The 23,749-nt window shown below is 44.2% G+C and carries 21 protein-coding genes; 8 read left to right on the forward strand and 13 right to left on the reverse strand.

The genetic code is table 11. The annotated features are described in order from the left end of the window. Window position 1: 1 nt before the first annotated feature. From F0251_RS05205 to F0251_RS05225, 5 genes are read right to left on the reverse strand one after another with little or no spacing between them, the layout of a single operon-like run. Window positions 2–1,924 (reverse strand): VWA domain-containing protein, encoded by a 1,923-nt coding sequence (locus F0251_RS05205; RefSeq protein ID WP_171730507.1) that lies wholly within the window; start codon window positions 1,922–1,924, stop codon window positions 2–4. Further along, on the reverse strand, window positions 1,917–2,909 hold the full coding sequence (locus F0251_RS05210) for a VWA domain-containing protein (protein WP_171730508.1): 993 nt from the start codon (window positions 2,907–2,909) through the stop codon (window positions 1,917–1,919). The genes F0251_RS05205 and F0251_RS05210 overlap by 8 nt, the downstream gene beginning before the upstream one ends. Next, a complete protein-coding gene (locus F0251_RS05215; protein ID WP_061032151.1) occupies window positions 2,902–3,387 on the reverse strand; it encodes a DUF4381 domain-containing protein in 486 nt (161 codons plus the stop codon). Before F0251_RS05215 ends, F0251_RS05210 begins: the two co-directional genes overlap by 8 nt. Beyond that, complete coding sequence (locus tag F0251_RS05220; protein ID WP_061032152.1) at window positions 3,384–4,310, reverse strand: DUF58 domain-containing protein; 927 nt, start codon at window positions 4,308–4,310, stop codon at window positions 3,384–3,386. The genes F0251_RS05215 and F0251_RS05220 overlap by 4 nt, the downstream gene beginning before the upstream one ends. Window positions 4,311–4,320: 10 nt before the next feature. Further along, entirely contained in the window at window positions 4,321–5,277 is a 957-nt protein-coding gene (locus F0251_RS05225; RefSeq protein WP_102425566.1) for a MoxR family ATPase, read from the reverse strand. A 455-nt stretch (window positions 5,278–5,732) separates the two neighbouring features. Here F0251_RS05225 and F0251_RS05230 point away from each other — a divergent pair, with 455 nt between their 5' ends. Next, entirely contained in the window at window positions 5,733–7,649 is a 1,917-nt protein-coding gene (locus tag F0251_RS05230) for a methyl-accepting chemotaxis protein (protein ID WP_171730509.1), read from the forward strand. Window positions 7,650–7,861: 212 nt separating this feature from the next. Further along, window positions 7,862–8,062: a hypothetical protein gene (locus tag F0251_RS05235; protein WP_004737706.1), complete on the forward strand. Its 201-nt coding sequence runs from the start codon at window positions 7,862–7,864 to the stop codon at window positions 8,060–8,062. A 195-nt stretch (window positions 8,063–8,257) separates the two neighbouring features. Here the strand turns inward: F0251_RS05235 and malK are convergent, their stop codons facing one another. Further along, window positions 8,258–9,370, reverse strand: coding sequence for a maltose/maltodextrin ABC transporter ATP-binding protein MalK (malK, locus tag F0251_RS05240; protein WP_171730510.1), 1,113 nt, complete (start codon window positions 9,368–9,370; stop codon window positions 8,258–8,260). A gap of 663 nt (window positions 9,371–10,033) precedes the next feature. On the opposite strand from malK, the gene malE reads away from it, so the two are divergent. From malE to malG, 3 genes are all read left to right on the forward strand, one after another. Next, entirely contained in the window at window positions 10,034–11,218 is a 1,185-nt protein-coding gene (gene malE / locus F0251_RS05245; protein WP_061032154.1) for a maltose/maltodextrin ABC transporter substrate-binding protein MalE, read from the forward strand. Window positions 11,219–11,298: 80 nt separating this feature from the next. After that, entirely contained in the window at window positions 11,299–12,870 is a 1,572-nt protein-coding gene (gene malF / locus F0251_RS05250; protein ID WP_061032155.1) for a maltose ABC transporter permease MalF, read from the forward strand. Between the two features lie 11 nt (window positions 12,871–12,881). Next, on the forward strand, window positions 12,882–13,772 hold the full coding sequence (gene malG, locus F0251_RS05255; RefSeq protein WP_061032156.1) for a maltose ABC transporter permease MalG: 891 nt from the start codon (window positions 12,882–12,884) through the stop codon (window positions 13,770–13,772). A gap of 587 nt (window positions 13,773–14,359) precedes the next feature. Here the strand turns inward: malG and F0251_RS05260 are convergent. From F0251_RS05260 to F0251_RS05275, 4 genes are all read right to left on the reverse strand, one after another. Then, complete coding sequence (locus F0251_RS05260; protein WP_032498029.1) at window positions 14,360–14,605, reverse strand: hypothetical protein; 246 nt, start codon at window positions 14,603–14,605, stop codon at window positions 14,360–14,362. A gap of 279 nt (window positions 14,606–14,884) precedes the next feature. Next, window positions 14,885–15,388, reverse strand: a complete 504-nt coding sequence (locus F0251_RS05265; RefSeq protein WP_004737700.1) for an acyl-CoA thioesterase — start codon at window positions 15,386–15,388, stop codon at window positions 14,885–14,887. Window positions 15,389–15,749: 361 nt separating this feature from the next. Next, window positions 15,750–17,372, reverse strand: coding sequence for a peptide ABC transporter substrate-binding protein (locus F0251_RS05270; protein ID WP_171730511.1), 1,623 nt, complete (start codon window positions 17,370–17,372; stop codon window positions 15,750–15,752). Window positions 17,373–17,563: 191 nt separating this feature from the next. Then, window positions 17,564–18,457 carry a DMT family transporter gene (locus F0251_RS05275; protein WP_061032158.1) on the reverse strand — a complete coding sequence of 298 codons (894 nt, stop codon included), beginning with the start codon at window positions 18,455–18,457 and terminating at the stop codon, window positions 17,564–17,566. 99 nt (window positions 18,458–18,556) lie between these two features. On the opposite strand from F0251_RS05275, the gene F0251_RS05280 reads away from it, so the two are divergent. The 3 genes from F0251_RS05280 to F0251_RS05290 all read left to right on the forward strand — a co-directional run bounded on the left by F0251_RS05280 (window position 18,557) and on the right by F0251_RS05290 (window position 21,796). Continuing rightward, on the forward strand, window positions 18,557–19,345 hold the full coding sequence (locus tag F0251_RS05280; RefSeq protein ID WP_061032159.1) for a helix-turn-helix domain-containing protein: 789 nt from the start codon (window positions 18,557–18,559) through the stop codon (window positions 19,343–19,345). Between the two features lie 209 nt (window positions 19,346–19,554). Next, on the forward strand, window positions 19,555–20,802 hold the full coding sequence (locus F0251_RS05285) for a hypothetical protein (protein ID WP_116871277.1): 1,248 nt from the start codon (window positions 19,555–19,557) through the stop codon (window positions 20,800–20,802). 199 nt (window positions 20,803–21,001) lie between these two features. Continuing rightward, window positions 21,002–21,796: an endonuclease I family protein gene (locus F0251_RS05290; RefSeq protein ID WP_128165012.1), complete on the forward strand. Its 795-nt coding sequence runs from the start codon at window positions 21,002–21,004 to the stop codon at window positions 21,794–21,796. Between the two features lie 120 nt (window positions 21,797–21,916). Here the strand turns inward: F0251_RS05290 and F0251_RS05295 are convergent, their stop codons facing one another. The 3 genes from F0251_RS05295 to F0251_RS05305 form a co-directional block, all read right to left on the reverse strand. Continuing rightward, a complete protein-coding gene (locus F0251_RS05295; RefSeq protein WP_105058449.1) occupies window positions 21,917–22,642 on the reverse strand; it encodes a 2'-5' RNA ligase family protein in 726 nt (241 codons plus the stop codon). A 125-nt stretch (window positions 22,643–22,767) separates the two neighbouring features. Next, window positions 22,768–23,253: a GNAT family N-acetyltransferase gene (locus tag F0251_RS05300; RefSeq protein WP_105058448.1), complete on the reverse strand. Its 486-nt coding sequence runs from the start codon at window positions 23,251–23,253 to the stop codon at window positions 22,768–22,770. A gap of 57 nt (window positions 23,254–23,310) precedes the next feature. Beyond that, a complete protein-coding gene (locus F0251_RS05305; RefSeq protein ID WP_105058447.1) occupies window positions 23,311–23,688 on the reverse strand; it encodes a DUF4440 domain-containing protein in 378 nt (125 codons plus the stop codon). Between the last annotated feature and the right edge of the window lie 61 nt (window positions 23,689–23,749).

The following is a 23,749-nucleotide window of genomic DNA, read 5'->3' on the forward strand; positions in this document are numbered from 1 at the left end:
GTTACCACTTTTTGTTCTGGTTGTTAGGAGCACTTTTTTGTTGTGCTTGTAAAATCATTTGCGCTTTAAGCAGTTGGCTTGGGTCACGCGCACTCTCTACTTGCTCAAGCTTTCGCATATCCGGGTCATTCGATAGCGGTTGCCCTGAGGCCTGTGCTACAGCTTGTTGAGCATTTTTATCACCTTTCTTATCTGAAGCTTGCTGAGCGCTTGCACTTTGAGGCTGCAACTTATCCTGCCCTTTTTCCTCAGACTGGTTTGCTGTACTTGGCTGCTTAGATTGCTCGCCCTCTTGTTCGCCTGCATTTGCACTCGATTGGTCTTCTGCTTGCTCTTGGCTTGTGCTTTGAGGTTGGCTATCAGCTTTGCTCTGCGAGTTTTCATTGTCTGCAGAGTTTTGCTGTTGATCCTTTGAGCCTTGCGAAGAATCATTTTGCTGACCTTGCTGACCTTGCTGACCTTGCTGACCTTGCTGACCTTGCTGACCTTGCTGACCTTGCTGATTCGGTTGGTCTTGGCCTTGGTCTTTTTGGTCTTTGGACTCAGAATCATCTTGCTGTTGCTGTTGCTGTTGCTGTTGCTGTTGCTGTTGCTTCTGGGCTTGTTTCACGATTTCTAGATTCTTCTTCGCATACTCATGAGCAGGGTTGTTTTCGAGAATGCGTTGATACTCTTCGATCGCTTGATCGTACTTGCCTTGCTGTGCTTGAGCATTCGCAAGGTTGTAACGAGCACTTTCATCAGTTAAACCTTGTAGTGTTTGCTCAGCCGCTTCGAAGTCTCCCGCTTTGTACTGTGAGATGCCTTTCCACTCTTGCTGTTTGAATTGTTCCGCAGCCTGCTGGAAATCTTCATCTTGATAAAACTGATAACCTACTTGGTCGTCGGTTTTCCATGGGCTTGCAAACGCCGTGTTCGGTTGGCTAAAAGACAAAACCACAGCCAAGCCGCACCAAATAACGCCTTTTCTGAAAAGCCCAAGTGCAGGTAGCAAGAGGAATGGCAGTAGCCAAAAGCCATTGTTGACTCTGGTGTTGAGTGAGTTATTGGTTTTGGTTACTTCCGTCGTTGTTGCAATGCGGTCGAGATAACTCGCTATGTGTTCAACATCCGAATTATCAAATTGAACCTCAGTAAATGTGCCACTATAGCTGCGTGTCAGATCGCGCATGTTTTTTAAGTTGGTTCTTGCCACTACCGTCTGTCCTGAGTCGGTTTGCATCATCGAGCCACTTGGTAATGAGATTGGTGCGCCACTTTCACTGCCCACAGCTAAGATAGATAGCGTCCAATTGCCTCCAGATAGTAGCGAGTCGATCTCTTTCTTTTCTTGGTCATCGATGTCATCGGCAATGAGTACCAAATCACCTTGGTAGATCTTTGCACGAGTCATCATCTCAATGGCAAGCTTAACCGCTGCGGGGGCATTACTGCCTTGGTAAGGGATGATATCCGGAGACAAGTTCGGTACTTGGCTCTTAATGGTGTTGATGTCTGACGTTAGTGGGCTAATGGTATAAGCATCGCCAGCGTAAGCGACCATTCCGGTTAAGCCCTCATTCCACAATGAGAGTAGATCGAGCGCTTTATATCGCACTTGCGTTAAACGGTTTGGTTTTATGTCGGTAGCGTAGAGCGACATCGACATATCCATCATCACAACTCGTGCCTGTGTTTTTTCAAAGCTAGGCTGCTCATTGTTTTGAAAGCTTGGTCCGGCTAGCGCAATAACACCAACCAACCACCAGATCCCAAAGTAAGTACTGCGGTTTTTAGACGGTTTGCTTGATTCTGGGGCTAAATATCGCGCGATATGAGAAGCCAATAACCCTTGTTTTGATTGTCTCTTGCTGAGCCACCAAATAGCGGGCAGGGCAGCAAGTGCTAACAACCAATATGGGTAGATAAAAGTAAAGTTAGACATTGTTTCTCCTAATGGCTAACAGCATAAATGCGAAGAACATGGCAGCCGACAAAGGCCATACAAACCACTCTTGTTGTGGTCGCCATATTTTGGTCGCATTTGTCACGGGTTCTAGTTGGTTGATAGTGTCGTAAATCGTTGCCAGCTCTTTGCTGTCACGCGCCCGGAAGTATTGACCGCCAGTGCGTTTGGCAATTTCCATTAGCGTGCGTTCATCTAAATCTTGAGCGGTGTTTACTTTACGAGTCATGAAGAACTCTTTAACCATCATTTCGCCTGCGCCAACACCGACGGTGTAGATGGTTGCGTTGTACTTCTTGGCAATATCTGCAGCCTCTAATGGGTCTAACACTCCGGCGGTATTGCTGCCGTCACTAAGTAGAACCATCACACGTTGAGGCGCATCACTATCTACAAAGGTCTTGGTTGCTAGGCCAATGCCGTCACCAATCGCGGTTTGATTACCGATCAGTCTTAGGACTGCTTGATTGAGTTGCTGTGACAGCGTGTCTCTATCCAAAGTCAAAGGTGTTTGTAGGTAGGCATGATCGGCAAAGAGCACCAAACCAACTCGGTCGCCTTTGCGGCGTTCAATGAAGTCACTCAACACATGTTTCACTGCCGATAAGCGGTCGATGTACTCGCCATTGAATTGCATGTCCTCTTGGCTCATGGAGTAGGAGAGGTCGACAACCAACATCAAATCACGGTGCTTCGGTTGAAACTCAACGGGTTCGCCATACCAGACCGGGCGAGCGCTCGCCGTTACTAGCAGTAGCCAAATAAGCACTGACAGCGCCTTTGGCAAGCGGGTGCTTGGCGTTTTGGTATTACTGTCTTCTGGCAAAAATGGAAGCTTGAGAGCACCGCTTGATTCTGCTTTAGGTGAGAACAAGTAAACGAGAAACGTTAATGGCGCGAGGAAAAACATCCACCACCAAACGAATTCAATGTTTAGTAAGTTAGTGCTTAGGAGATTACTCATAACGACCTCGCTTTGGAGGAAGGGCTTTGCGAATCCAAGTTTCGCAGTCAGTCACCAATTGTTGTTGGACTTTATGTTGTTCTTCGTTCATTGAAGTTGGATCTTGATAGAGTGACTGTTGCCAATGAGCTTGTTTCTCTACAAACAACGGTTTTTTCAATTGCGCGTCTAAGAACCTCAACCAATCATCGCCGGCTAGGCCTGCTACTTTTTCTCGTGGGAAGTAGCTCAATGCAGCCTGACGAAGGATGCGTTGTGCTTCACTTGGAGATAAACGATCTGAAGACTGACTATTAGTGAAGTAAGACAGCGCTTCTTGCTTCGCCTGTTGATTGTTTTTCCTGCGTCTTACAATAAAAAATACAAGGGCAATCAAGATGATGGATGTGACAATCACTGCCCACCAACCCCACGCTAGAGGCCACCATGTTGGCGCATCTGGTGTAATTACAGGGCTTAAATCTAAGGGCTGCTTCATGACTGAGATCCTGATATCTGGCTCATCAATGGCAGTGCACTCGACAACGAGCTATAGGGTATCGCGAGAGATAAGCTCAGTTGTTGTAGCTGCTGCTTTTTTAGTGAGAACGCGTGATTGAGTTTTTGCTTCTCTTTCGTAGAGGAGAAGTTAAACCATTGCGTTTTATTGCCATCGGTGACTTGTTTTGAGCCTTTATAGGCCGTTTGACCTTGCTCTAGCGGATCATAAAAATGTACCAGACGAACTCTGTTGTGTCGGCGAATTTGGCTGATAAGTGAGTAATCACTTTCTTGGTAACGTACAAAGTCACTGAGGAGGATAATATCGCTTCCTTTTGGACAAAGTTGATGAAGAGACTTCAATCCATGCTCTAAGGTGGTATCGCAACGATTATCGTCGTTGGTTAGCGCTGCATTATTGATTTCTATGACTTTTTGCAAAATACGCAAAGGAGCATGGTTACTGCCACTCGGTTTGATTTCTATGATTTCTTTGCCGGTATCGATGACTGCGCCAATTCGGTCTTTTTGAGCGACGGTTAACCAGCACAATTGACTAGCAAAGTGCGCAAGTTGAACTGATTTCAGCAACAGGGTTGAGCCGAAAATCATGCTGCTTGATAAATCTAAGTATAAGATGACAGGTTGTTCTCTCTCTTCAGAGAACAGCTTAGTATGCGCTTTGCCTGTTCTTGCCGTTACTCGCCAGTCAATGCTGCGTATGTCATCACCCGCTTGATATTGACGAACTTCAGAGAAATTCATACCGCGACCTTTGCGGTTGCTTTCGTGTTGACCATTGAGCTGTGACCAGAGGCTTTTCGCTGGAGGCAACCATCGAACAGACTGCGCTTTGTACTGCAGCAGTTCGTCCAGGTTCAGCATCACGCCGTCACTGTGGTTCGGTAATAAATTATTCATGCGCGTGTCCCTATGCGCTACCAACCAACGAAATAAGGTGTGCAATCACTTGGTTTGCTGTGACACCTTCAGCTTGTGCGTGGTAGCTACGAAGCAAGCGGTGACGCAAGACAGGAAATGCCATCGTTTGAACATCTTGAGGTGTGACATAGTCGCGACCTGCAAGCCAAGCATGTGCACGAGCGCAGCGGTCGAGAGCAATGGTCGCACGCGGACTCACGCCCATATCTAGCCACTGATCCAGTTGGTCGCTGTACTGCTTAGGTTGGCGAGTCGCCATTACTAGTCTGATGATGTACTGCTCAATGGTATCTGCCATGTGGATATTGAGTACTTCTTGGCGCGCTTCAAAGATAGTCTGCTGAGAGATTTCTTGTGGTTGTACCGATTCGTTACCTTGAGCTTCACCGCGGTTGAGTCGCAGGATCTCAAGCTCGCTTTCCATGTCTGGGTATTCAACCTCGAGGTGCAGCAGGAAGCGGTCTAATTGAGCTTCTGGCAGTGGGTATGTGCCTTCTTGCTCAATCGGGTTTTGTGTCGCCATCACTAAAAACAGGTCTGGTAGAGCGTAGGTTTTTCGACCTGCAGTGACTTGTTTTTCTGCCATCGCTTCTAGCATCGCTGCTTGCACTTTTGCAGGAGCACGGTTGATCTCATCCGCAAGTATAAGTGAGTTAAAGATCGGCCCAGATTGGAACGTAAATTCCCCTGTCTCAGGTCGGAAGATATCAGTACCCGTTAGGTCGGCAGGCAGTAAGTCAGGGGTAAATTGAATGCGGTGGAAATCCCCTTCAACACAATCAGCCAGTGATTTGACTGCGCGGGTCTTCGCTAACCCAGGAGGACCTTCAACCAGAATATGACCATCAGCAAGTAATGCGATCATCAGTTGTTTGACGAGCTCTTGCTGACCAATGATTTGAGACTCTAAATAGTTTTGAAGGACTTCGAAATTCGTTTTGTGCATTTTGGACTCTCTGGGTATCCATTTGATTTTTATTGTGAGTATTGGTCACTTTTCGAAAGCAAAAAGTTCCGGTACATCTACGTAATCTATTTTTTCAAATTTGGAATGATTTACAAGCGCTTAGCGAGAAACGCGTTTGATAGGTGGTTTTACCATATCAATCGATGTTTATACACCAAAGTGCTTACTGAGGTAGTTGTGTATGTGTGTGGAAGTTTTAATTGCGTAGAGGGTCGATAAAGGTCGAATGACGGCATATTTGGTGTGCCGATGCTGTACGATTTTTGATGATTTTGCTTATTACATTGTTTTGCAAATTTTTGCGATATGACTCTTTAGATTTATGGGTATTGGTCGATACATAACTCAGACTGTGCATTTTAGCTTAAGAGTGCACTAAAAAGCCCTGTTTTTGGGATACAAATGAAGAGCGATTCTTTTTAAAAGGTCCAAATATGTTTAAAACTAACTCTCTGAGTATTAAGCAAAAGGTAGTACTAGGTATTACTTTTGCGGTTCTTGCCTCTACGGTTATTGTTGGCGCGATGGCACAGCAACAAGCACGAGACGTATTGAGTCATCGATTGGTCGATATTGAACTTCCTGGAATGCTAGAGCGAATCAATGGTGAGATTGACCGTGAAGTTTCCCAGTTATTACTGGCTGCTGAGCAAATCGCTTCAAATGAATTTATTTCTGATGCAATCGAGTCGACAGATCGCGATCCAGCGTTAGAGAGTAAGTTGGTTAAACAACTGAATAATGTGCGTAACCAATACAACTTAAATGATGCTTCTGTAGCAAACCGTCAAACGGCGTATTACTGGAACCAAAATGGCTTCCTACGCCAGCTTAATCAACAACAAGATGGTTGGTTCTTTGGCTTTACTCAATCTGGGCAGCCAACCATGGTGAGCATGTTCCAAGAAGCCAACGGTGAAGTGAAGATGTTCGCTAACTACCAACAGCCTTCTGGTTTGGCGATGTCTGGTCTATCAAAATCGATGGACGACATGGTGAGCCTTCTTAACGGCTTCAAAATTGAGAATACTGGTTTTGTATTCTTAACCAACAGCCAAGGTGACGTGCAGATTCACCGTGAGCGTTCTCGCAGTGATTCTTCTCTTCAACAACTTTACGGCCCTCAAGCAAGCCAACTTCTGAATAAGTCAGGTTTCAACCTGATCACGACAGAGAGCCAAGGCCAAGAACTGTTTGTGGCAAGTTTGTACGTGTCGTCAATGGATTGGTTCGTTATTGGCGTTGTTCCAACAGGTGAAGTGTTTGCTGAGCTAGATGAGACAGCCCAAAAGATGTTGATCATGACTGCGGTAGTGGCATTAGCATTTATCTTGATGGGCGTAGTACTAGCGAACAGCATCACCCAGCCAATCAAGCTATTGGCTAAGCGTTTCAGTGACCTTGGTGAAGGTGACGGTGATCTTGCGCAGCGTATTGAAGTGAAAGGCAATGATGAAATCGCTCAGCTTTCAAAAGGCTTCAATGGGTTCATTGAAAAGATTCATGAGTCGATGAAGGAGGTATGCTCTACAAGCCAAGCGCTTCAAGTGGCGGCAGAGAGCGTTTCTAACAAAGCACACATCACCCATGACAACAGCCAAGAGCAACGTGACCAAACTCTTCAAGTGGTGGCAGCGATCAACCAAATGGGTATGACCATCAGCGAGATCGCATCGAACGCCGCAACCGCAGCTGAAACGGCAACACAAGCTTCGGGTAATACTGAAGTTGGTCGCTCTGTGGTTAACAAAGCAAAAGATGCGATAAGCCGTTTGGCACAAGACATCGAAAGCACTGGTCAAGTGGTTGAGCAGCTTGCTTCAACAACGCAAGACATTGGCTCTATTCTGGGTGTTATCCGTGATATCTCAGAGCAAACCAACTTACTTGCATTGAATGCTGCGATTGAAGCTGCGCGTGCCGGTGAGCAAGGTCGTGGTTTTGCGGTAGTAGCGGATGAAGTTCGTAATTTAGCAAGTCGTACTGCAGATTCAACGGAAGAGATTCAGAAGATGATCAACCAACTGCAAAGCGATGCAAAAGATGCGGTAACCGCAATGAGTGCGGGTAAAGTGATTACGCTTGAAGGTGTATCAGCATCGGATGAAGCGGTTGATGTATTGGGTGGTATTTCTGACCGTATCGTTGATATTTCAGACCGTAACACGCAAGTCGCAACAGCAACTGAAGAGCAATCAACGGTGGTTCACACCATTAATCAGAATATCGAAGAGATCAACGCGATCAACGAAGTTACAACGGGCACAGCGGAGCAACTTGCTGAGGCGAGCCAAGAGCTTCGTGACTTGTCTTCTCGCCTAGATAAGATGGTTGGTTCATTCAAGCTTTAATCCTTTCAAGCTGTAACATGGCTTAGAAAGTGATATAGACGAAGAGCTGGATTCATTTCATCGTGAATCCGGCTCTTTTTATTGGTGGACTCATTTGCTTCTAACTGCCTTTAGCTTGATCTGGTTTCGGGCTTTGCTTTCAATCAACCTAGCATCATAGAGCGGAAATGAGTAAAATCTGATTAGGTTTAATATTTAGGTAAGTATGTATCATGAGCGATTTTGAAAAAGAACTAGAGCAGATGACTCAAGAGATGGGCGATGAGCCAGAAGTAAAACTGCCATCACTTGAAGAGCAGAAAGCGATTGTTGCTGAGTTCAAGCGACTAGAAGCGGAAGGCAAATTGACACCTGAAGTATTAGAAGCGCACTTTGGTCAGTTCAACAAAAAGAATGATACGCCAATCCACTAAGCTTAAAACAACACTATTTTAGGTGACGTTGTTAAGTGATTGGTTGGGCTGATGCTCAAACTAAACAGATAAAGGTCTAGCACACGCTAGGCCTTTTTTATTGCTTACTGATGCTGGTCGAATCTAAAGAAAAAATCCCCCTTACAGCGTAAGAGGGATTTGAATTGGGCAAGTTATATCTTAAAGGCTTAGCGCTTATTCAGTGCCGTACTCTTTGTACAGGCGACGACATGCTTTGCCATCGCTGTGGAACAGGTGACAACGGTGCGCTGGGATACCGATAGCAAGCTTGTCGCCCGGTTCAACCGTTAGTGTGTCTGGTTGACGGTAGATAACATCAGCATCTGCACTTTCAAGGTTTAGGTAAACTTGAGTTTCGTTACCTAGCTTCTCAACAATCATCACTTCGCCTTCAATCGTTGCGTCGCCCGCTTCTGCAGACATCAAGTGCTCTGGACGAACACCTAGTGACATGCGGTCACCAACGTTAACGGTTGTACCATCAACAGGGATCCAGAAAGTCATGCCGTTTGAAAGCTGTACCAGTACGCGCTCTGCTTCCGCTTGTTCAATGTGTACAGACATAAAGTTCATCTTCGGCGAGCCAATAAAGCCAGCAACGAAACGGTTTTGAGGGTAGTGGTATAGGTCAAGTGGCTTACCAACTTGAGATACGTAACCGCCATCAAGTACAACGATTTTGTCAGCCATTGTCATCGCTTCCACTTGGTCGTGGGTAACGTAGATCATGGTGCAACCAAGCTGGCGTTGTAGTTTAGTGATTTGTGAACGCATTTGAACACGCAGAGCAGCATCTAGGTTAGATAGCGGTTCATCCAGTAGGAATACGTTTGGTTGAGAAACCAGAGTACGCCCAATTGCAACACGCTGGCGTTGACCACCAGAAAGTGCTTTAGGTTGGCGCTCTAGTAAGTGACCAAGCTGTAGGATTTCAGCCGCATGCTCAACACGCTTATCAATTTCTGCTTTGCCCGCTTTCGCTAGCTTAAGACCGAAAGACATGTTGTCGTAAAGGTTTAGGTGAGGGTATAGCGCGTATGATTGGAACACCATACCTACGCCACGCTTAGATGGCTCAACGTCGTTCATGCGTTGATCGCCAATGTACAAATCACCAGACGTAATGTCTTCTAGACCTGCGATACAACGTAATAGCGTCGATTTACCACAACCTGATGGTCCAACGAATACTACGAATTCACCTTCGTTGATGTCTAAGGTTACGTCCTTAGAAATCTGTACATCACCATATGATTTATAAACGTTTTTTAACGTGACACTCGCCATCTAGCTTGTCCTCGATCGATCAAATTTTAAGTTTTACTGCTTATCATTATAAGAAATTTTTGGGTCAGCAGTAACTGTAGGAATTGGTAAGTATTGAGTGAGTAAGAAAAAAGTGGGTGAGACTTGGATTCTGTAACCAAGCCCACCCGTCATAGCCAAACTGGTGCCTATTTCCCCCACATCCAGCTAAACCTCCCCCGTGATTCCATCACAGATTTAGCTCGATGCTTAATAAAGACAACAGCGGGCAGTGAAGCCAACTTAATGCATTATGTATGAAACACAACACTCGCTGGTAAAGGGTTCTTACTATCCACTCTTGGATGGATGCAGTTTCGGTGAATTAGCGTAAGCGTACATCCTCCTAATGGAAAATTAACTAGGGGGAGTAGGAGGGGAGGAGTAGATATAGGGGTTTAATAATAATTGGCGATCCAGTTCAAATAAATCCACCGCATAACGGTGATGCTGATCACGATGAGTATGTGTTTTGTGATTCTAGTCTCTAATCTGACCGGATGGTGATCACGAATTTAAGCCATAATAGCTAGGGCGTAGTGGCTAGGATGATGAGCTAGGGGCTGTTTTCTCAGATCATAACCGTCGAAAACTGGCTCGTCTTGTTAGATGTGCCCTACGTATAAATATAAAAAGGATATTCACATGAAAAACGCTCTAAGCGCTGTAGCTCTAGGTACATTAGTTGCTCTGGGTTCTTTTGGTGCAAACGCTGCTATCGAAGAAGGACAACTAACAATCTGGGTAGGTGGTGACAAAGCTTACGAAGGCATGGCTGAAGTAGGCAAACGCTTTGAAGAAGATACTGGTGTTAAAGTAACAGTAGCTTTCCCTGACAAACTAGAAGAGAAGTTCTCTCAAGTTGCAGCTGCTGGTGACGGCCCAGATATGATTTTCTACGCACACGACCGTTTCGGTGGTTTCGCGGAAGCAGGTCTTCTTGTTGATATCAAACCTTCTAAAGAGACAAAAGAAGGTATCGTAGACTTCGCATGGGACGCAGTTTCTTACGAAGGTAAGACAATCGCATACCCTGTTGCTGTTGAGTCAGTTTCTCTAATCTACAACAAAGCACTTGTTCCTAACCCACCTAAGTCTTGGGAAGAGATCCCAGCACTTAACGCTGAACTTCAAAAAGAAGGCAAGAAAGCGATCATGTGGCCTCTACGTGGTGGCGCATACTTCACATGGCCTCTACTAGCAGCTGACGGCGGTTACGCATTCAAACAGACTGCAGAAGGTTACGACATTAAAGATGCGGGCGTAGCGACTGATGGTGTTCAGAAGTCTCTAGGTTTCATCGAGAAGATGGTACAAGACAAAGTTATCTCAGCAGACATGGACTACTCAGTAGCTGAGTCTGAATTCGTTGCGGGTAACGTTGCAATGACTATCAACGGTCCTTGGGGCTGGGCAAACATCGAGAAAGCTGGCGTAGACTACGGCGTAGCAACACTGCCTAAATTCAACGGTAAAGCGTCTAAGCCTTTCGTTGGCGTATGGGCTGGTGGTATCAGCACAGCTTCTCCAAACCGTGACCTAGCGGTTGAGTTCATGGAAAACTACCTTCTGACTGATGAAGGTATGAAGAGCCTAAACGACGACAAGCCACTAGGCGCTGTTGCTCTAAACTCTTTCCAACGTCAACTAGACAGCGACACTCGTATCGCAGCAACAATGGACAACGCGATGAACGGCGAAATCATGCCTAACATCCCTCAGTTCACAACGTTCTGGTACAGCATGGAAGAAGCGATCGGCAACGTAGTTGATGGTCGTCAAACAGTAGACCAAGCACTGAAAGGTGCTGAATCTCGCATGACTAAGTAATAACTAAGCACTACCTTTTAAGGAGGGGGCAACCTCTCCTTACTTTTCAATTTTTATCTATATCGCTAGCAGGTTCCTCTATGCAGTCAGTTCAAGGTACAGATGCTATCCCAGCACCATCAAGCCTTCCAGGCAGTAAAAGCGTCTTCATCAAATGGGGGTTGCTTGGTAGCGTTGGCTTAATTAACGGCTACGCTACAATTCTAATGTATTCTCGCGGTGAGCTTGCTTTTGCATTGCTTACTGTGATCTTAACGGCTTTGGCACTTTACATTTTTGGTAGTAAGAAAACTTACGCCCACCGTTATATCTACCCAGGTATTGCCGGAATGATTCTGTTCATTCTTTTCCCATTGGCATACACCGTAGGGCTCGCGTTTACTAACTACAGCGCAAAAAACCAACTCTCTCTAGAGCGTACACAAACCGTTCTTCTAGACCGCTCTTTCCAAAGCGGCGAAAGCTACCCATTCACTTTGTACAAAACAGATAACGGCCACCAGATCGTGGTTAAAGATGGCGATCAACTGTTAGCGACTGACGTATTTTCTTTAGAAGGTATGACAGCGACAGACATGGACCTATCAGTTATCGAATCGACTCAAGGTGAAAAAGAGAAGATCAAAGCGATCATCCAAAATAGAGCAGCGATCAGCGGTGTTGATTTCCACCTGCCAAACGGTGATGACATCCGCATGAGTGGCTTACGTAAGTTTGCTTCAGTTGCTCCGCTTTATACACTTCAAGAAGATGGTGAAACACTGGTTAATAATGAAACCGGTGATGTTCTAAAGCCAAATATGGATGTGGGGTTCTATCAACCTGTTGACGCAAATGGCGAATTTACGGGCAACACAATCTCACCTGGCTTTGTAGTTGGCATCGGCACACATAACTTTGAGCGTGTGTGGAAAGATGACGGTATTAAAGAACCTTTCATTAGTATCTTCATTTGGACGGTTATTTTCTCTGTATGTACAGTTGCGTTCACACTGGTTATCGGCCTTGTGCTTGCAAACATCGTACAGTGGGAAGAGCTGAAAGGCCGTTCCGTTTACCGAGTTCTACTGATTCTGCCTTACGCAGTACCAGCGTTTATCTCGATTCTTATCTTTAAAGGTCTATTCAACCAGAGTTTTGGTGAGATCAACATGGTACTTGAGAATATCTTCGGTCTAAGCCCGAACTGGTTCTCTGACCCGATTCTTGCGAAAACCATGGTGTTGATTGTAAACACATGGCTAGGTTTCCCTTACATGATGATTCTGTGTATGGGTCTGCTTAAAGCGATTCCTGATGACCTATACGAAGCGTCAGCAATCGATGGTGCGAACTTCTTGGATAACTTCAAGCGTATCACGTTCCCATTGATGATTAAGCCGCTAACACCGCTACTGATTGCAGCGTTTGCCTTTAACTTCAACAACTTCGTAATGATTCAATTATTGACAAACGGTGGCCCGAACATGATTGGTACTTCTGAGCCAGCGGGGTACACAGACTTGCTTGTAAGCTACACCTACCGAATTGCATTCGAAGGCGGCGGCGGTCAAGACTTTGGTCTAGCAAGTGCTATCGCGACGCTTATCTTCCTTTTGGTTGGTGCACTAGCGTTACTAAACCTTCGTTTCACTAAACTGTCTCAAGATTAAGGAGCACGACAATGGCTATGGTACAAGGTAAAGGCCTTAAATACCGAGTGTGGGCAACACATGCACTGTTGTGGTGTTTCCTGGCAATGATTATCTTCCCACTACTGATGATCATCGCAATTTCGTTCCGTGAAGGTAACTTCGCAACAGGTAGCTTGATTCCAGATAACCCATCTCTGGAGCACTGGAAACTTGCACTAGGTATCTCAGTAACGAATGCTGATGGTTCGGTAACTGCACCACCATTCCCAGTACTGACTTGGTTGTGGAACTCTGTGAAAGTTGCAGGTATTACATCGATTCTGATTGTGGCACTGTCTACGACATCAGCTTACGCGTTTGCTCGTATGCGCTTTAAAGGTAAGAACACAATCCTGAAAGCGATGATGATTTTCCAAATGTTCCCTGCGGTATTGGCTCTTGTGGCAATTTACGCACTGTTCGACAAACTTGGACAATACGTACCGTTCTTAGGCTTGAATACGCACGGTGGTTTGATCTTCTCTTACTTAGGCGGTATCGCACTGCACGTATGGACGATTAAAGGCTACTTTGAGACGATTGATAACTCTCTAGAAGAAGCGGCAGCACTAGACGGTGCTACGCCATGGCAAGCATTCAGACTGGTTCTACTACCGCTGTCTGTGCCAATTCTAGCAGTTGTGTTTATCCTATCTTTCATTGCGACAGTTGGTGAGGTTCCAGTAGCGTCTATCCTACTTACTGATGTGAACTCTTACACGCTAGCAGTAGGTATGCAGCAATACCTATACCCTCAAAACTACTTATGGGGTGACTTTGCGGCAGCGGCTGTGCTTTCAGCGCTTCCTATCACTATCGTGTTCTTACTTGCTCAACGTTGGTTAGTTGGCGGTTTGACGGCAGGTGGTGTAAAAGGATAAGCTGTATCCTATAAGAAAGAAAAAGAGCGACCTTCGTGGTCGCTCTATATTGGCATTTTTATTACATCATTTGGTTTGGCCGCCGATCAGTAATAAAAATAACCCTCAGGTTACGCATAGCTGGCTACTAATCAGGTTCCTTACGCTATTAATGATTAGTGGTTTTTGTAACTCTAACCCAGGTATTTACTTGGGTTTTTTTATGCCTGCTGTTTTTAATCTTGCCTTTGTGTCAGCTTTGCTCGTTCACTGTCTACCCAGCGCGATTGTTATGTTTACAACGGCTTGAGTATTCAAAGTTTCGAGTCACATCTCTCCTAAACATTGACTGCATCATCTCGGTTACTTGAGGAAATGAACTAGTCTCACAAATCAGACATTCAGTATAAGGGGCTAATAGTCTATTGATATATTGCTAATATTCCATTGCGTGATACTTCAATGATTTGTATGCAACAACTATAGATATTGCATAAAAAAAGGACATAGACACAGTTATGCCTTTTAGAGCTTTTACTCGTTATTTCACGTGCTTATATAAGGTGTTTTGGATATTAGTTTTGTGAAGTGTTTGGTTGAGTATTGAGTCAGAACTCTTTACTTGAAGGAGCGCATCCAAGGTGTTGCAGTAATACATAGATACTTTCTTGGTCCAAGGCCACGCGACGAAACAGATCCGCAAATGTCGAGTCACCGCCGAAACAGGTTTGGATGTAGTGGTTGATCTCATTACTGTCGTAGCCTTCGACGTACAAAGTTCTAACCCATTGGTACTCAACAGCCTTCAAATTGTTCAGTGTAGCTTCGCTAAGAGTGGGGCGTGTGACGCTCAAGTGTGGCTCCGGGAAATTTAATACATCCATTATGATTGGCGGTATTTAACCAGAGCAAAATGACGACTTTATTACAGTCAAAATAAATCATTGAGCTTAGGGCAATTCATTCTAAGTGTTGGCAGAGAATCACGCTCTATGGCCGTAACAGAGTGCTTTTGGGGCTTATTAGATAGGAAGGTAGGGTTAGATAAACGAATGCCAAGCGAGTACCTGGCATTGAAACTATTTGGGCTGAAAAATAGCTGTTAAATGATACTGTAGGGCTAATGATTAACCTTATTTCAGGTACTTCACGTGCGCTTCCATCTCTTCACCGATCTGCTTACGCATGTTCATGAGGCGAATAGCTGAATCTCTTAGTTCGATGTCTTCTGGTGTTTCTGGAATCCATTCTGGGACTTTAGTCGGGTTACCATTTTCATCCACCGCAACCATAATAACGATACAGTGAGTGGTTAGTCGGTTATTCAATTCTTTAGGATCGCTGGCTTGTACATCGATAGCAATATGCATAGAAGAGGAACCGGTATAGATGACTTTTGCACTTACTTCTACCAAGTTACCTACATGGATTGGGGCAACAAATCGAATACCACCAGCGTAGGCTGTAATGCAATATTTGCCACTCCATCCTGCAGAGCAAGCATAGGCCGCTAAATCGATCCATTTCATTGCTGCGCCACCATGAACCTTACCACCAAAGTTCACATCCCCGGGTTCAGCTAAAAAACGCAGAGTAACGTCTCGTTTACCATCTTGTCGGCTATTGTTACTGCTCATGTGTCTTCCTTCATTATTATTTTATTGCATAACATGCGTGTTACTTGCTAATAACAATATACTTAAGACGAAATAATTTAAAGCGGATAATCTCAAGGTTACGAGTATTTTTTCAAACGGATGACAAGCAGGTGAAGGTTGTTGTTTGTTGGGCTTATGAGGCTGCGGACTAGGCTCATGGAGTTCGATACTGAAAAAAAACACCTAGCGCAGTGCTAGGTGTTTTTAAGCTGTTAGGTACTCATCGCGGTACCTTTATAATGTTAGCCAACTAACCGTTGTTTTATCTGGTTCGTTAAAGTGATTCTATCTTCATTACCACCAAAGTGGTAGTTAAAAGTCTTTATTGTTGAGCTCACTTTTACTGTTGTATGAAGTATAGATCCTTCGCGTAGATATTTCCTTTCGGATTGTTGTTTGGGAAGCCTTTGAGGGTATTTCGCACTAATCGAGTGTGATTGTAGTGATATAGAGGCATAACTGCTGCAGATTCGTTTAATATCGACTCAGCATGCTGGTATAAAGCAAAGCGATTAGCCTGATCTTCCGTCTTGCTTGCTTGCTGTAAAAGCTCATCGTACTCTGGATTACAGAAACCGCTTTCGTTTGCAGTGTGATCGCAAGTGAATGCTTCTAGAAGAGCAGAAGGTTCTGGGTAATCGCCAAATGCCCATGAACGAGCAAGTTGATAGTCTCCGGTTCCTTTTGCTGCGACGTATGCTTTCCATTCCATGTTTTGTAATTCAACGTTCACCCCGAGAGGCTTCCACATCGAGGCAATTGCGATGGCAATTTTTTTGTGGTTCTCGCTGGTGTTATAGGTGAGTGTGAATTTCAGAGGGTTTGCTCCGTTGTATCCAGCGTCTTCAAGTAGCTGTTTCGCTTTGGCTTGGCGTTCGACACTATTTAATGCTTCAAATACTGATTTCGGCGCCGTGTAGTTAGGAATATTATTCGGTGTCACGCTGTAGGCTTCGGGTTCACCTTGCCCTGTTACCTTATCTACTAGTATCTCACGGTCGACGGCCATGCTTAGTGCTTGACGTACTCTGACATCATCAAATGGTGCCTGACGCGTATTGAACGAGTAGACGTAAGAACCTAGCAAAGCTTGCGCTTTAATTTGCTCTGGGCTCTCTTTGACAAGTTTTTGGTAGTACTCAAGCTGTACGCGATTGGTCATATCAATCTCACCAGACTGATAACGAATAAGCTCAGCGTTTTGAGATGATAATCCTAGGTAGGTTACCTTATTAATAACCGTTGAATCGTTATCCCAATAGTTTGGATTTCTCGTCACTTCGACGTATTCATTGGCAACCCATTTACTGAGAGTGTAAGCACCATTGGTCGCAATGTTTTCTGCACGAGTCCATTGCTCTCCTTTCTCTTCTACTAATTTAGTTGGCAGAGGGAAGAAGGTTTTAATACTCATTAAACTCATGAAGTAGGGAGTAGGTTTCGATAAGGATATTTCTACCGTGCGATCGTCGAGTGCTTTAATCCCTAGCTCTGAGGGATCTTTGTCTCCAGCTAGAATTTCACTGGCGTTGACGATATTTGCCGTCGAGAAAACAAAACCGGTGTTATTGCCCGTTTTAGGAGACACGGCACGTTGCCAACCAAACACAAAGTCTGCTGCGGTCACAGGATCACTATTTGACCATTTAAGGTCGTCTTTTAAAACGAATGTGACCGTTTTTCCACCGTTGCTGAATGTCCAACTTTCAGCTTGTCCTGGAATAATTTGTCCATCGCTGTTCTCGATAACAAAGCCTTCGAACATATCGTTGACGATAATGTCTCCTGGCATGCCAGAGTTGACGAAGCTAGGGTCTAGCGTATTTGGCTCTGCACCATTACCACGAACAAAATGCTGTTCTTTGGCGAGTGAAGTACCAGAGGGCACAGAAGCGGCAATAGCTGAAGTGGAAGAGAGTGCGAGAAGTGATGAGATAATCAGAGGTAGCTTTGGTTGAGTCATTGTAATTCCTTTTACAACTTAAACAGTACTCAATGCATTAAACATGACTCGGGCAAAGGTTGCAATACAGCAAGTGTGCATTAATGGAATTTGAAAGCGGTATGAAAAAACGAAAATGCCTGCGGAGTAACGCAGGCATTCTTAAGTGAAACTTGTTCGTGTGTAGGAAGCTTAAAGCATGGGAATTTTGCCTAACTTTGTTGAGGTAGTGGCGCTTCCAGTCTCGGTTTTCTTTTTACTTGAGCAAGGATAACACCAGAAACGACCATGATACCGCCAATGATATGGAACTGGTTAATCTCTTCGCCTAACCATGTCGATGCTAATACAATCGCGACGACAGGCATTAGGTTCATGAACATCGCACTTGAATCAGCGCCAATCGTGTCAATTGCTTTAACCCACATCCAAGGTGCCAAAATGGAAGCCGCTATAGCTGCGTAAGCAATCAAAGGAATAGCTTGTTGTGAAGGGACGAGTTGTTCGCTCGTTAACCAAAGTGGTGCCAACATCGCGACCGCGAATATCCCTTGCATGTAGATGACTACCCAGTTGCTGATCGGCATTTTCCAACGTTTTAGCAACACGCAGTAAGAAGCGTACACACAAGCTGCGATTAACATGTAGCCATCGCCTTGCGTTAACTCTTGATGGATGAAGAATAGGGGATCGCCTTTACCAAGCATTAACGCTAAGCCTGATAGAGACAACACACCGCCTACAATACTCAAACTTGAAATCGACTTGTTAAGTAGTGGAACGCTAAGAAATACGCTGATCAATGGCACTAATGATGTAATCAAAGCCATGTTCGAAGCGGAAGTGGTTAAGCCAGCGTAGTAACCTAAAGATTGGTTCAACACCATGCCTAGAAAGCCAAGGAAAGCCAGCTTGGATAAGTTTGGTTTGATGATTGGCCACTGTTTGATAACCGAGCGAATGCAGAAAGGAGTCAGAATTAACATCGCAATAAACCAACGGTAAAAACTCATCGCGCTCGGTTCGATGGTGCTTGCAGCGAGCTTGTTGACAATCGCATTGGCACCCCAGATACAGACTGTGAAAAAAGGTAAAAGATAATGCATGTGAATTCCATCGCAAAATGAGTTGATGCGGCTAGTTTGACAGGTCGTTATACTTACAGATATCTTTAAAAAGACATCAGGCGCGATAGGAAGACAAGATTGAAAAAACACTCAAGAAACCTGCACCCATCCTTATCAATTGATAAGGCACCATCCAACGTATTTATGAATTTCGAAGCGTTCTTATCGAATACCGAAACTCGTGTCCACAGTCACCCTTGGGGACAAGTTCAACTGATCAGTGGTGGGATTCTTGAAATGGAAGCAGAGGATACGCGCTTCCTAGCACCACCACACCTTGCGATTTGGGTACCTGCAGGGGTCAGGCATTGCAGCTATAACCGTAAACCTTTGGACTACTGTTCACTGAATATCGCACCAGAGTTAACTCAGCACCTACCAGAAAAGACCAGCCTCATTAAGATCACGCCGATAGTCTCTTCGATTATTGATGACTTTCGTCAACGTGATATCAACGTCGCACAAACCGAACCAGACAAGAGATTGGTCCAGGTCTTATTGGATCAACTCGCAGAGCGCCAAGTTGAACACCACTTCCTACCGTCTACTGACAACAAGTACCTTGCGCCTATTTTAGCGGCGATAGAAGAGAACCCAACGGATGAGATTTCGTTGAAAGATTGGGCGGAGAAAGTACATGCTACCGAGCGTACTTTGTCGCGTCACTGCCAAAGCGAACTGGGTATGAGCTTTACCGAGTGGCGCTTGCGCGTTCGTTATTTATACTCAATGGATCTGCTAAGAAATGGGCAGTCGGTTAAAGAAGTTGCGCTTACGTTAGGCTACAACCAAGCCAGCCCTTTCATCAGTATGTTTAAGAAGTATTCAGGACAAACACCAGAGCAGTATAAGAACCGTTTGTTGTAATAGGTTTAGTTAATTCCTTCGATTAACAGTGTGGAGGTTATGATTTTTATATCTAAACCATTGTTTTATTTGGCTAAACTCAATTGATTTTAGCTTGATTCTAGACCTGATTCTTTTATGGTTTTAATTTGGTTATATAAGCGTTTAGTTTTCTTTCGGTAATTCGGTGATGATTTATTTACCACTTGCTCAACGTATCGAGGAAAACCTTGAAGTTCCAAATCTCAATCATATCAGTGTTAGTTGCCACACTTACTGCATGCGGAGGTGGCGGCGGCGGTTCGACACCCCCGACTCAAAAGAAACAAACCGTAGTGCCTCAAATGTCGGTCACTCCCGCCAAAGGTAGCGTGGCTGATCCCAAAGATGATGCAGCAAAGAAATTCGCTAGCAGACCTGCTATGTATTCGGAAAATACCATTGGTAGCACTGATATCAAACAGTGCGAAAAGTCCCTGAACCTGTTCAATATTTATAGTATTGGTTGGGAAGATGAATTCAACAAGGGGCTATCGGCTAAGCAACGAAAAGATCTTAAAGACTTCCGTGGCATTTATCTCGCAGACGGTAGAGTAGAGAATATCGTTAACACCAAGCAAACGATCGAAGCAAAAGATTGGATCAGCTATTTTTACTATGATGCAAATTTTCAAGATTGCGAAGCTCGCCGCTACAAATCGTATGCTAAAGAAAGCAAAGTTGGCGAAGACATTACTGAGCTTCGTTATAAGTACAGTGTTGACGCCGATGCTACTACAAACACACCTCAACAAAACATAAGTAACTACACCGCTTGGCAAACTGATTCTGCGAAAAACACAGTGATTGGTCTCGTGACCAACATTACAACGGGTAGTATTCAGCATAAACAACAACTGAAAAGCTTTAAATCTGATAGCGGGCGTTCTGTTGATAACGTCAGTTTCAGCAAGATGTTTAGAAACAGCTACTTTTTGGAGTCTTATGACAATGGGAAAGTTGAGTACCAAGTTGTGGGCGGTAAGGTGATTGATAGATATGGGAAGTCAAAATCGTCAGACCCTGATACATATTATGCCATTAACTTAATTTCTGCGTATTTCCCAGATGTAGGTACTCGAATTAACTGGTGTGTTCGAGGAAGCCAGCTGGTCTCAAATCAAGAGAAGCCAATCAGCGAAGCTCAATACAAACGCATTATTGGTGACGGTGACTTAGGTGCTGCGTATTGCGACCCATTTGATAAGAATATCGGCAAAGTTCGTTATTATGATACGAAAGGAAACAAAGTATCAGACAGCTCTGCTATCGCCGACGAGCTAAACAACAAGTTGGTACAAGGCACCGTTATTAAAGATAAGTTGGATCAACGCGTTAAAAACAAGAAGCTGTACTTAGGAAAAACACACCGTGAATATTTCCAGGATACTTCTCTGGTGAATCAAGTTGACCAGATTAAAGCTGACTTGACGCAGTAGGTTTACTGTCGCACTTTGCCCCACAACCTAATCAAATGAGTATTAGCCGAACGCAAATGAAGAATGCGTTCGGCTATTTTATTGCACCACCCATATTATTTTCAAAACAAACCGATTGCATATAAATTGTGTTTTGTAGAGTATGGGGGCACTCATAAATGGTGGGTGAATAACAACAATAACAAGGATAATAAAAACAATGAAAATGCGTTTAAATCTAAGCCTCTTGCTGATTTCGACGGCTCTTAGTCCAGTTGCGCTTGCTAATACTAGCTACCCTGATGGTTACTACCTTGAAGCAGAGGGGCTAAGTGGGAATGCCTTAAAAGATATGCTCGGTGTGATTGCTGCTCGCGGGCAAAAGCAACTCACTTACACTCAGGTGTGGTCTGCATTGAAAGACACCAACGAAGATCCGAATAACCCGAACAATGTGATTTTGTATTATAGCGGTCGTTCACAATCCAAAGACTTTACATCATCAGGCAACAACGACAAGAATGCTTGGAACCGTGAACACCTTTGGCCAAAATCTTTTGGTTTCAAGCGCAAAGATCAGTGGGGTTACACTGACATTCATCACCTACAACCAACCGACGCAGAGATTAACTCAATTCGTTCGAACAAAGACTTCGACTTTGGTGGAGCGCCATTGAAAAAATCACCGCTTAACAAGACGGATTACGACAGCTTTGAACCTCGCGATGCAGTGAAAGGGGATACCGCCCGTTCGCTTTTCTACATGGCCGTACGCTATGAAGGAAATAACGCAAAAATGCCTGACTTGTACTTAGTCGACGACACGTCGAGCTCTTCAGGGCAACCTAAGGTTGGAAAACTGTGCACATTACTACAATGGCATAACGCAGATCCTGTCGATGATTGGGAACGTAATCGCCATGAAAAAGCCGTTAAATGGCAAGGCAACCGTAACCCGTTCATTGATAACCCAAGCTGGGTAAATGACATATATGACAGCCGCTGTAACGGTTGATATATAAACTGAAGCCAATGCAAAGAAGCCATCCTAGTGATGGCTTTTTATCTAGCGGAAACTTTATTAGTGAGTGCTATTTGCAGTAGAGAACACTTAGTGTATCGATAAGCAACATCGTTAAGCTTCAGCCATGCTCTTCGTGTTTGTGTTGAGTGATATGCAGGTTCTAGATAACGATTGAGTGATATCCAAGTGTTGGTACCAGTTATTGAAAACCAGTTCGAAGTCATTAAGAATAATCCGACCAAACGTATGATTTCGATATTGTTCACAGAGGTTAAAAAGTCGCTGAGCATTATTGATTGGTGATCTAAAGCGAATCAAAGAGCTGTGAGCAGTGACCTGTTTGTATCGACTATCGAAAGTGACTCGTAGCCCTTCTTCTACTAACGCTTCACGCAACTTGTTTCGGAACTGTTCAAGTCCATTACCTATAGGAAAGCCTTGGAGGATGATACAGTTTTCAGAAGCACTTATGCCTTTATATTCAATCTCAATAGGTGCAATTGAACCTACAACTTTATTGAAAACCTCAATGTAGGATTGAGCATTAACCTGAGTTATTTCAAAGTTAGCAACGCATGAAATGATGGAAAGAATGGTTAAATGCAACTCCTCCCTAGGATGATAATATTGGTCGGGTTCGAGTATGTGTACAGCTTCTTGAAATCTCATTATTTCATCGAGAAGAGCATTGTTGCCTTGTTTTAGATAGGCTAGAGCAGTGATCCCTCTTCGAGTGTCGTTGGGGAGATCTAATAGATGTGAATCTAGTTCATATTGGTCGGTTTCAGATGCAACTTTAAAGCGTTGCCACATCTTGCTGTAAATATCTTCGCTCACAGGTTTCCTTCGATACTTATTGAGACAACAGGTAAGTACAGAACTTAGTCCATAGAGATGAGTGGATTAAATTCATCCTCACTCAAATATTATGTTTAGCTGTTCTATTACTCGGTTGTGTGGGTTTAGGCTTCAACAGCTCCTATTTTCTTAGACATATTAAAACCAGTAATAGAGAAGCCCACTGCTTGGTAGAGCTTCAGTGCTCTTTCATTATGGTATGCAACTCTCAACTTTATTTGTTCAATACCATGCTCCTTAAGCTGCTGCTCTAATAGGCTCAGAGCTTGCTTTCCATAGCCAGCACCTCGGTACAAATTAGATACGTAGAAGTCGTAGATGAAGGTAGATTTATCTTCTGTATTAATGGAGTGCCAAAGGTAGCCGACGAGACATGCTTGTCCATTTAACTGAGCTTCAATACAAAGAAGCGAATGCTCGTTTCCTTCAAGGCCATTCGGGAAGCAACGATGTAGATCTTTTTTAGCTAGCTCAACGGATCGCTCCATAGAGTGGCCATAGTTTTTCGCTATTTCACTGCTGTAATCGTCAATAAAATAGTCGCAGTAAGCGGGGTACTCTTCATGGCGCATTTCTCTAAGTTTAATCATGTATCTCCTTACTATGTACTTAAATAAAATCGAGATTCAAGGGGTAGATGCGATGTCTTAACTGTAGGTTAGATCGAAAGGTAAACATGGTGTGCCTTGGTGATATTTAAGCTGCCAACCAGCCTCAGTCAAAACCCATATAGAGCAACGTTTGGCATAGTTACTCACATCACCAAGTTCACTTACCAAAGCAGTCTGATATTTTAGTAAGTGTACCGAAGGGCTTAGTAAAAGGCATTCGTAGTTTTGTGAGTGAATTTTTGAGGTGGAAGGTTCCTCTGCTCTCATCATTTTGACGATAGACATAAAGTCATAGCTATCGCCACTGCGACCGACTTCAGAAAAATCGGGATGTATTAAACGCTTAATATCATTGTTGTTTTGTCGAACTTCATATTGATGAAGATCGATTTCTTGCTGAATTAAAATGTCCAATAGAGCTCCCTAGCGTAGATTTCAAATTACCAGTTATCATGTTACGTACCATCCCTAGAAG

Origin of the sequence: Vibrio sp. 070316B (assembly GCF_013114115.1) — a bacterium.
Lineage (GTDB): Bacteria > Pseudomonadota > Gammaproteobacteria > Enterobacterales > Vibrionaceae > Vibrio > Vibrio chagasii_B.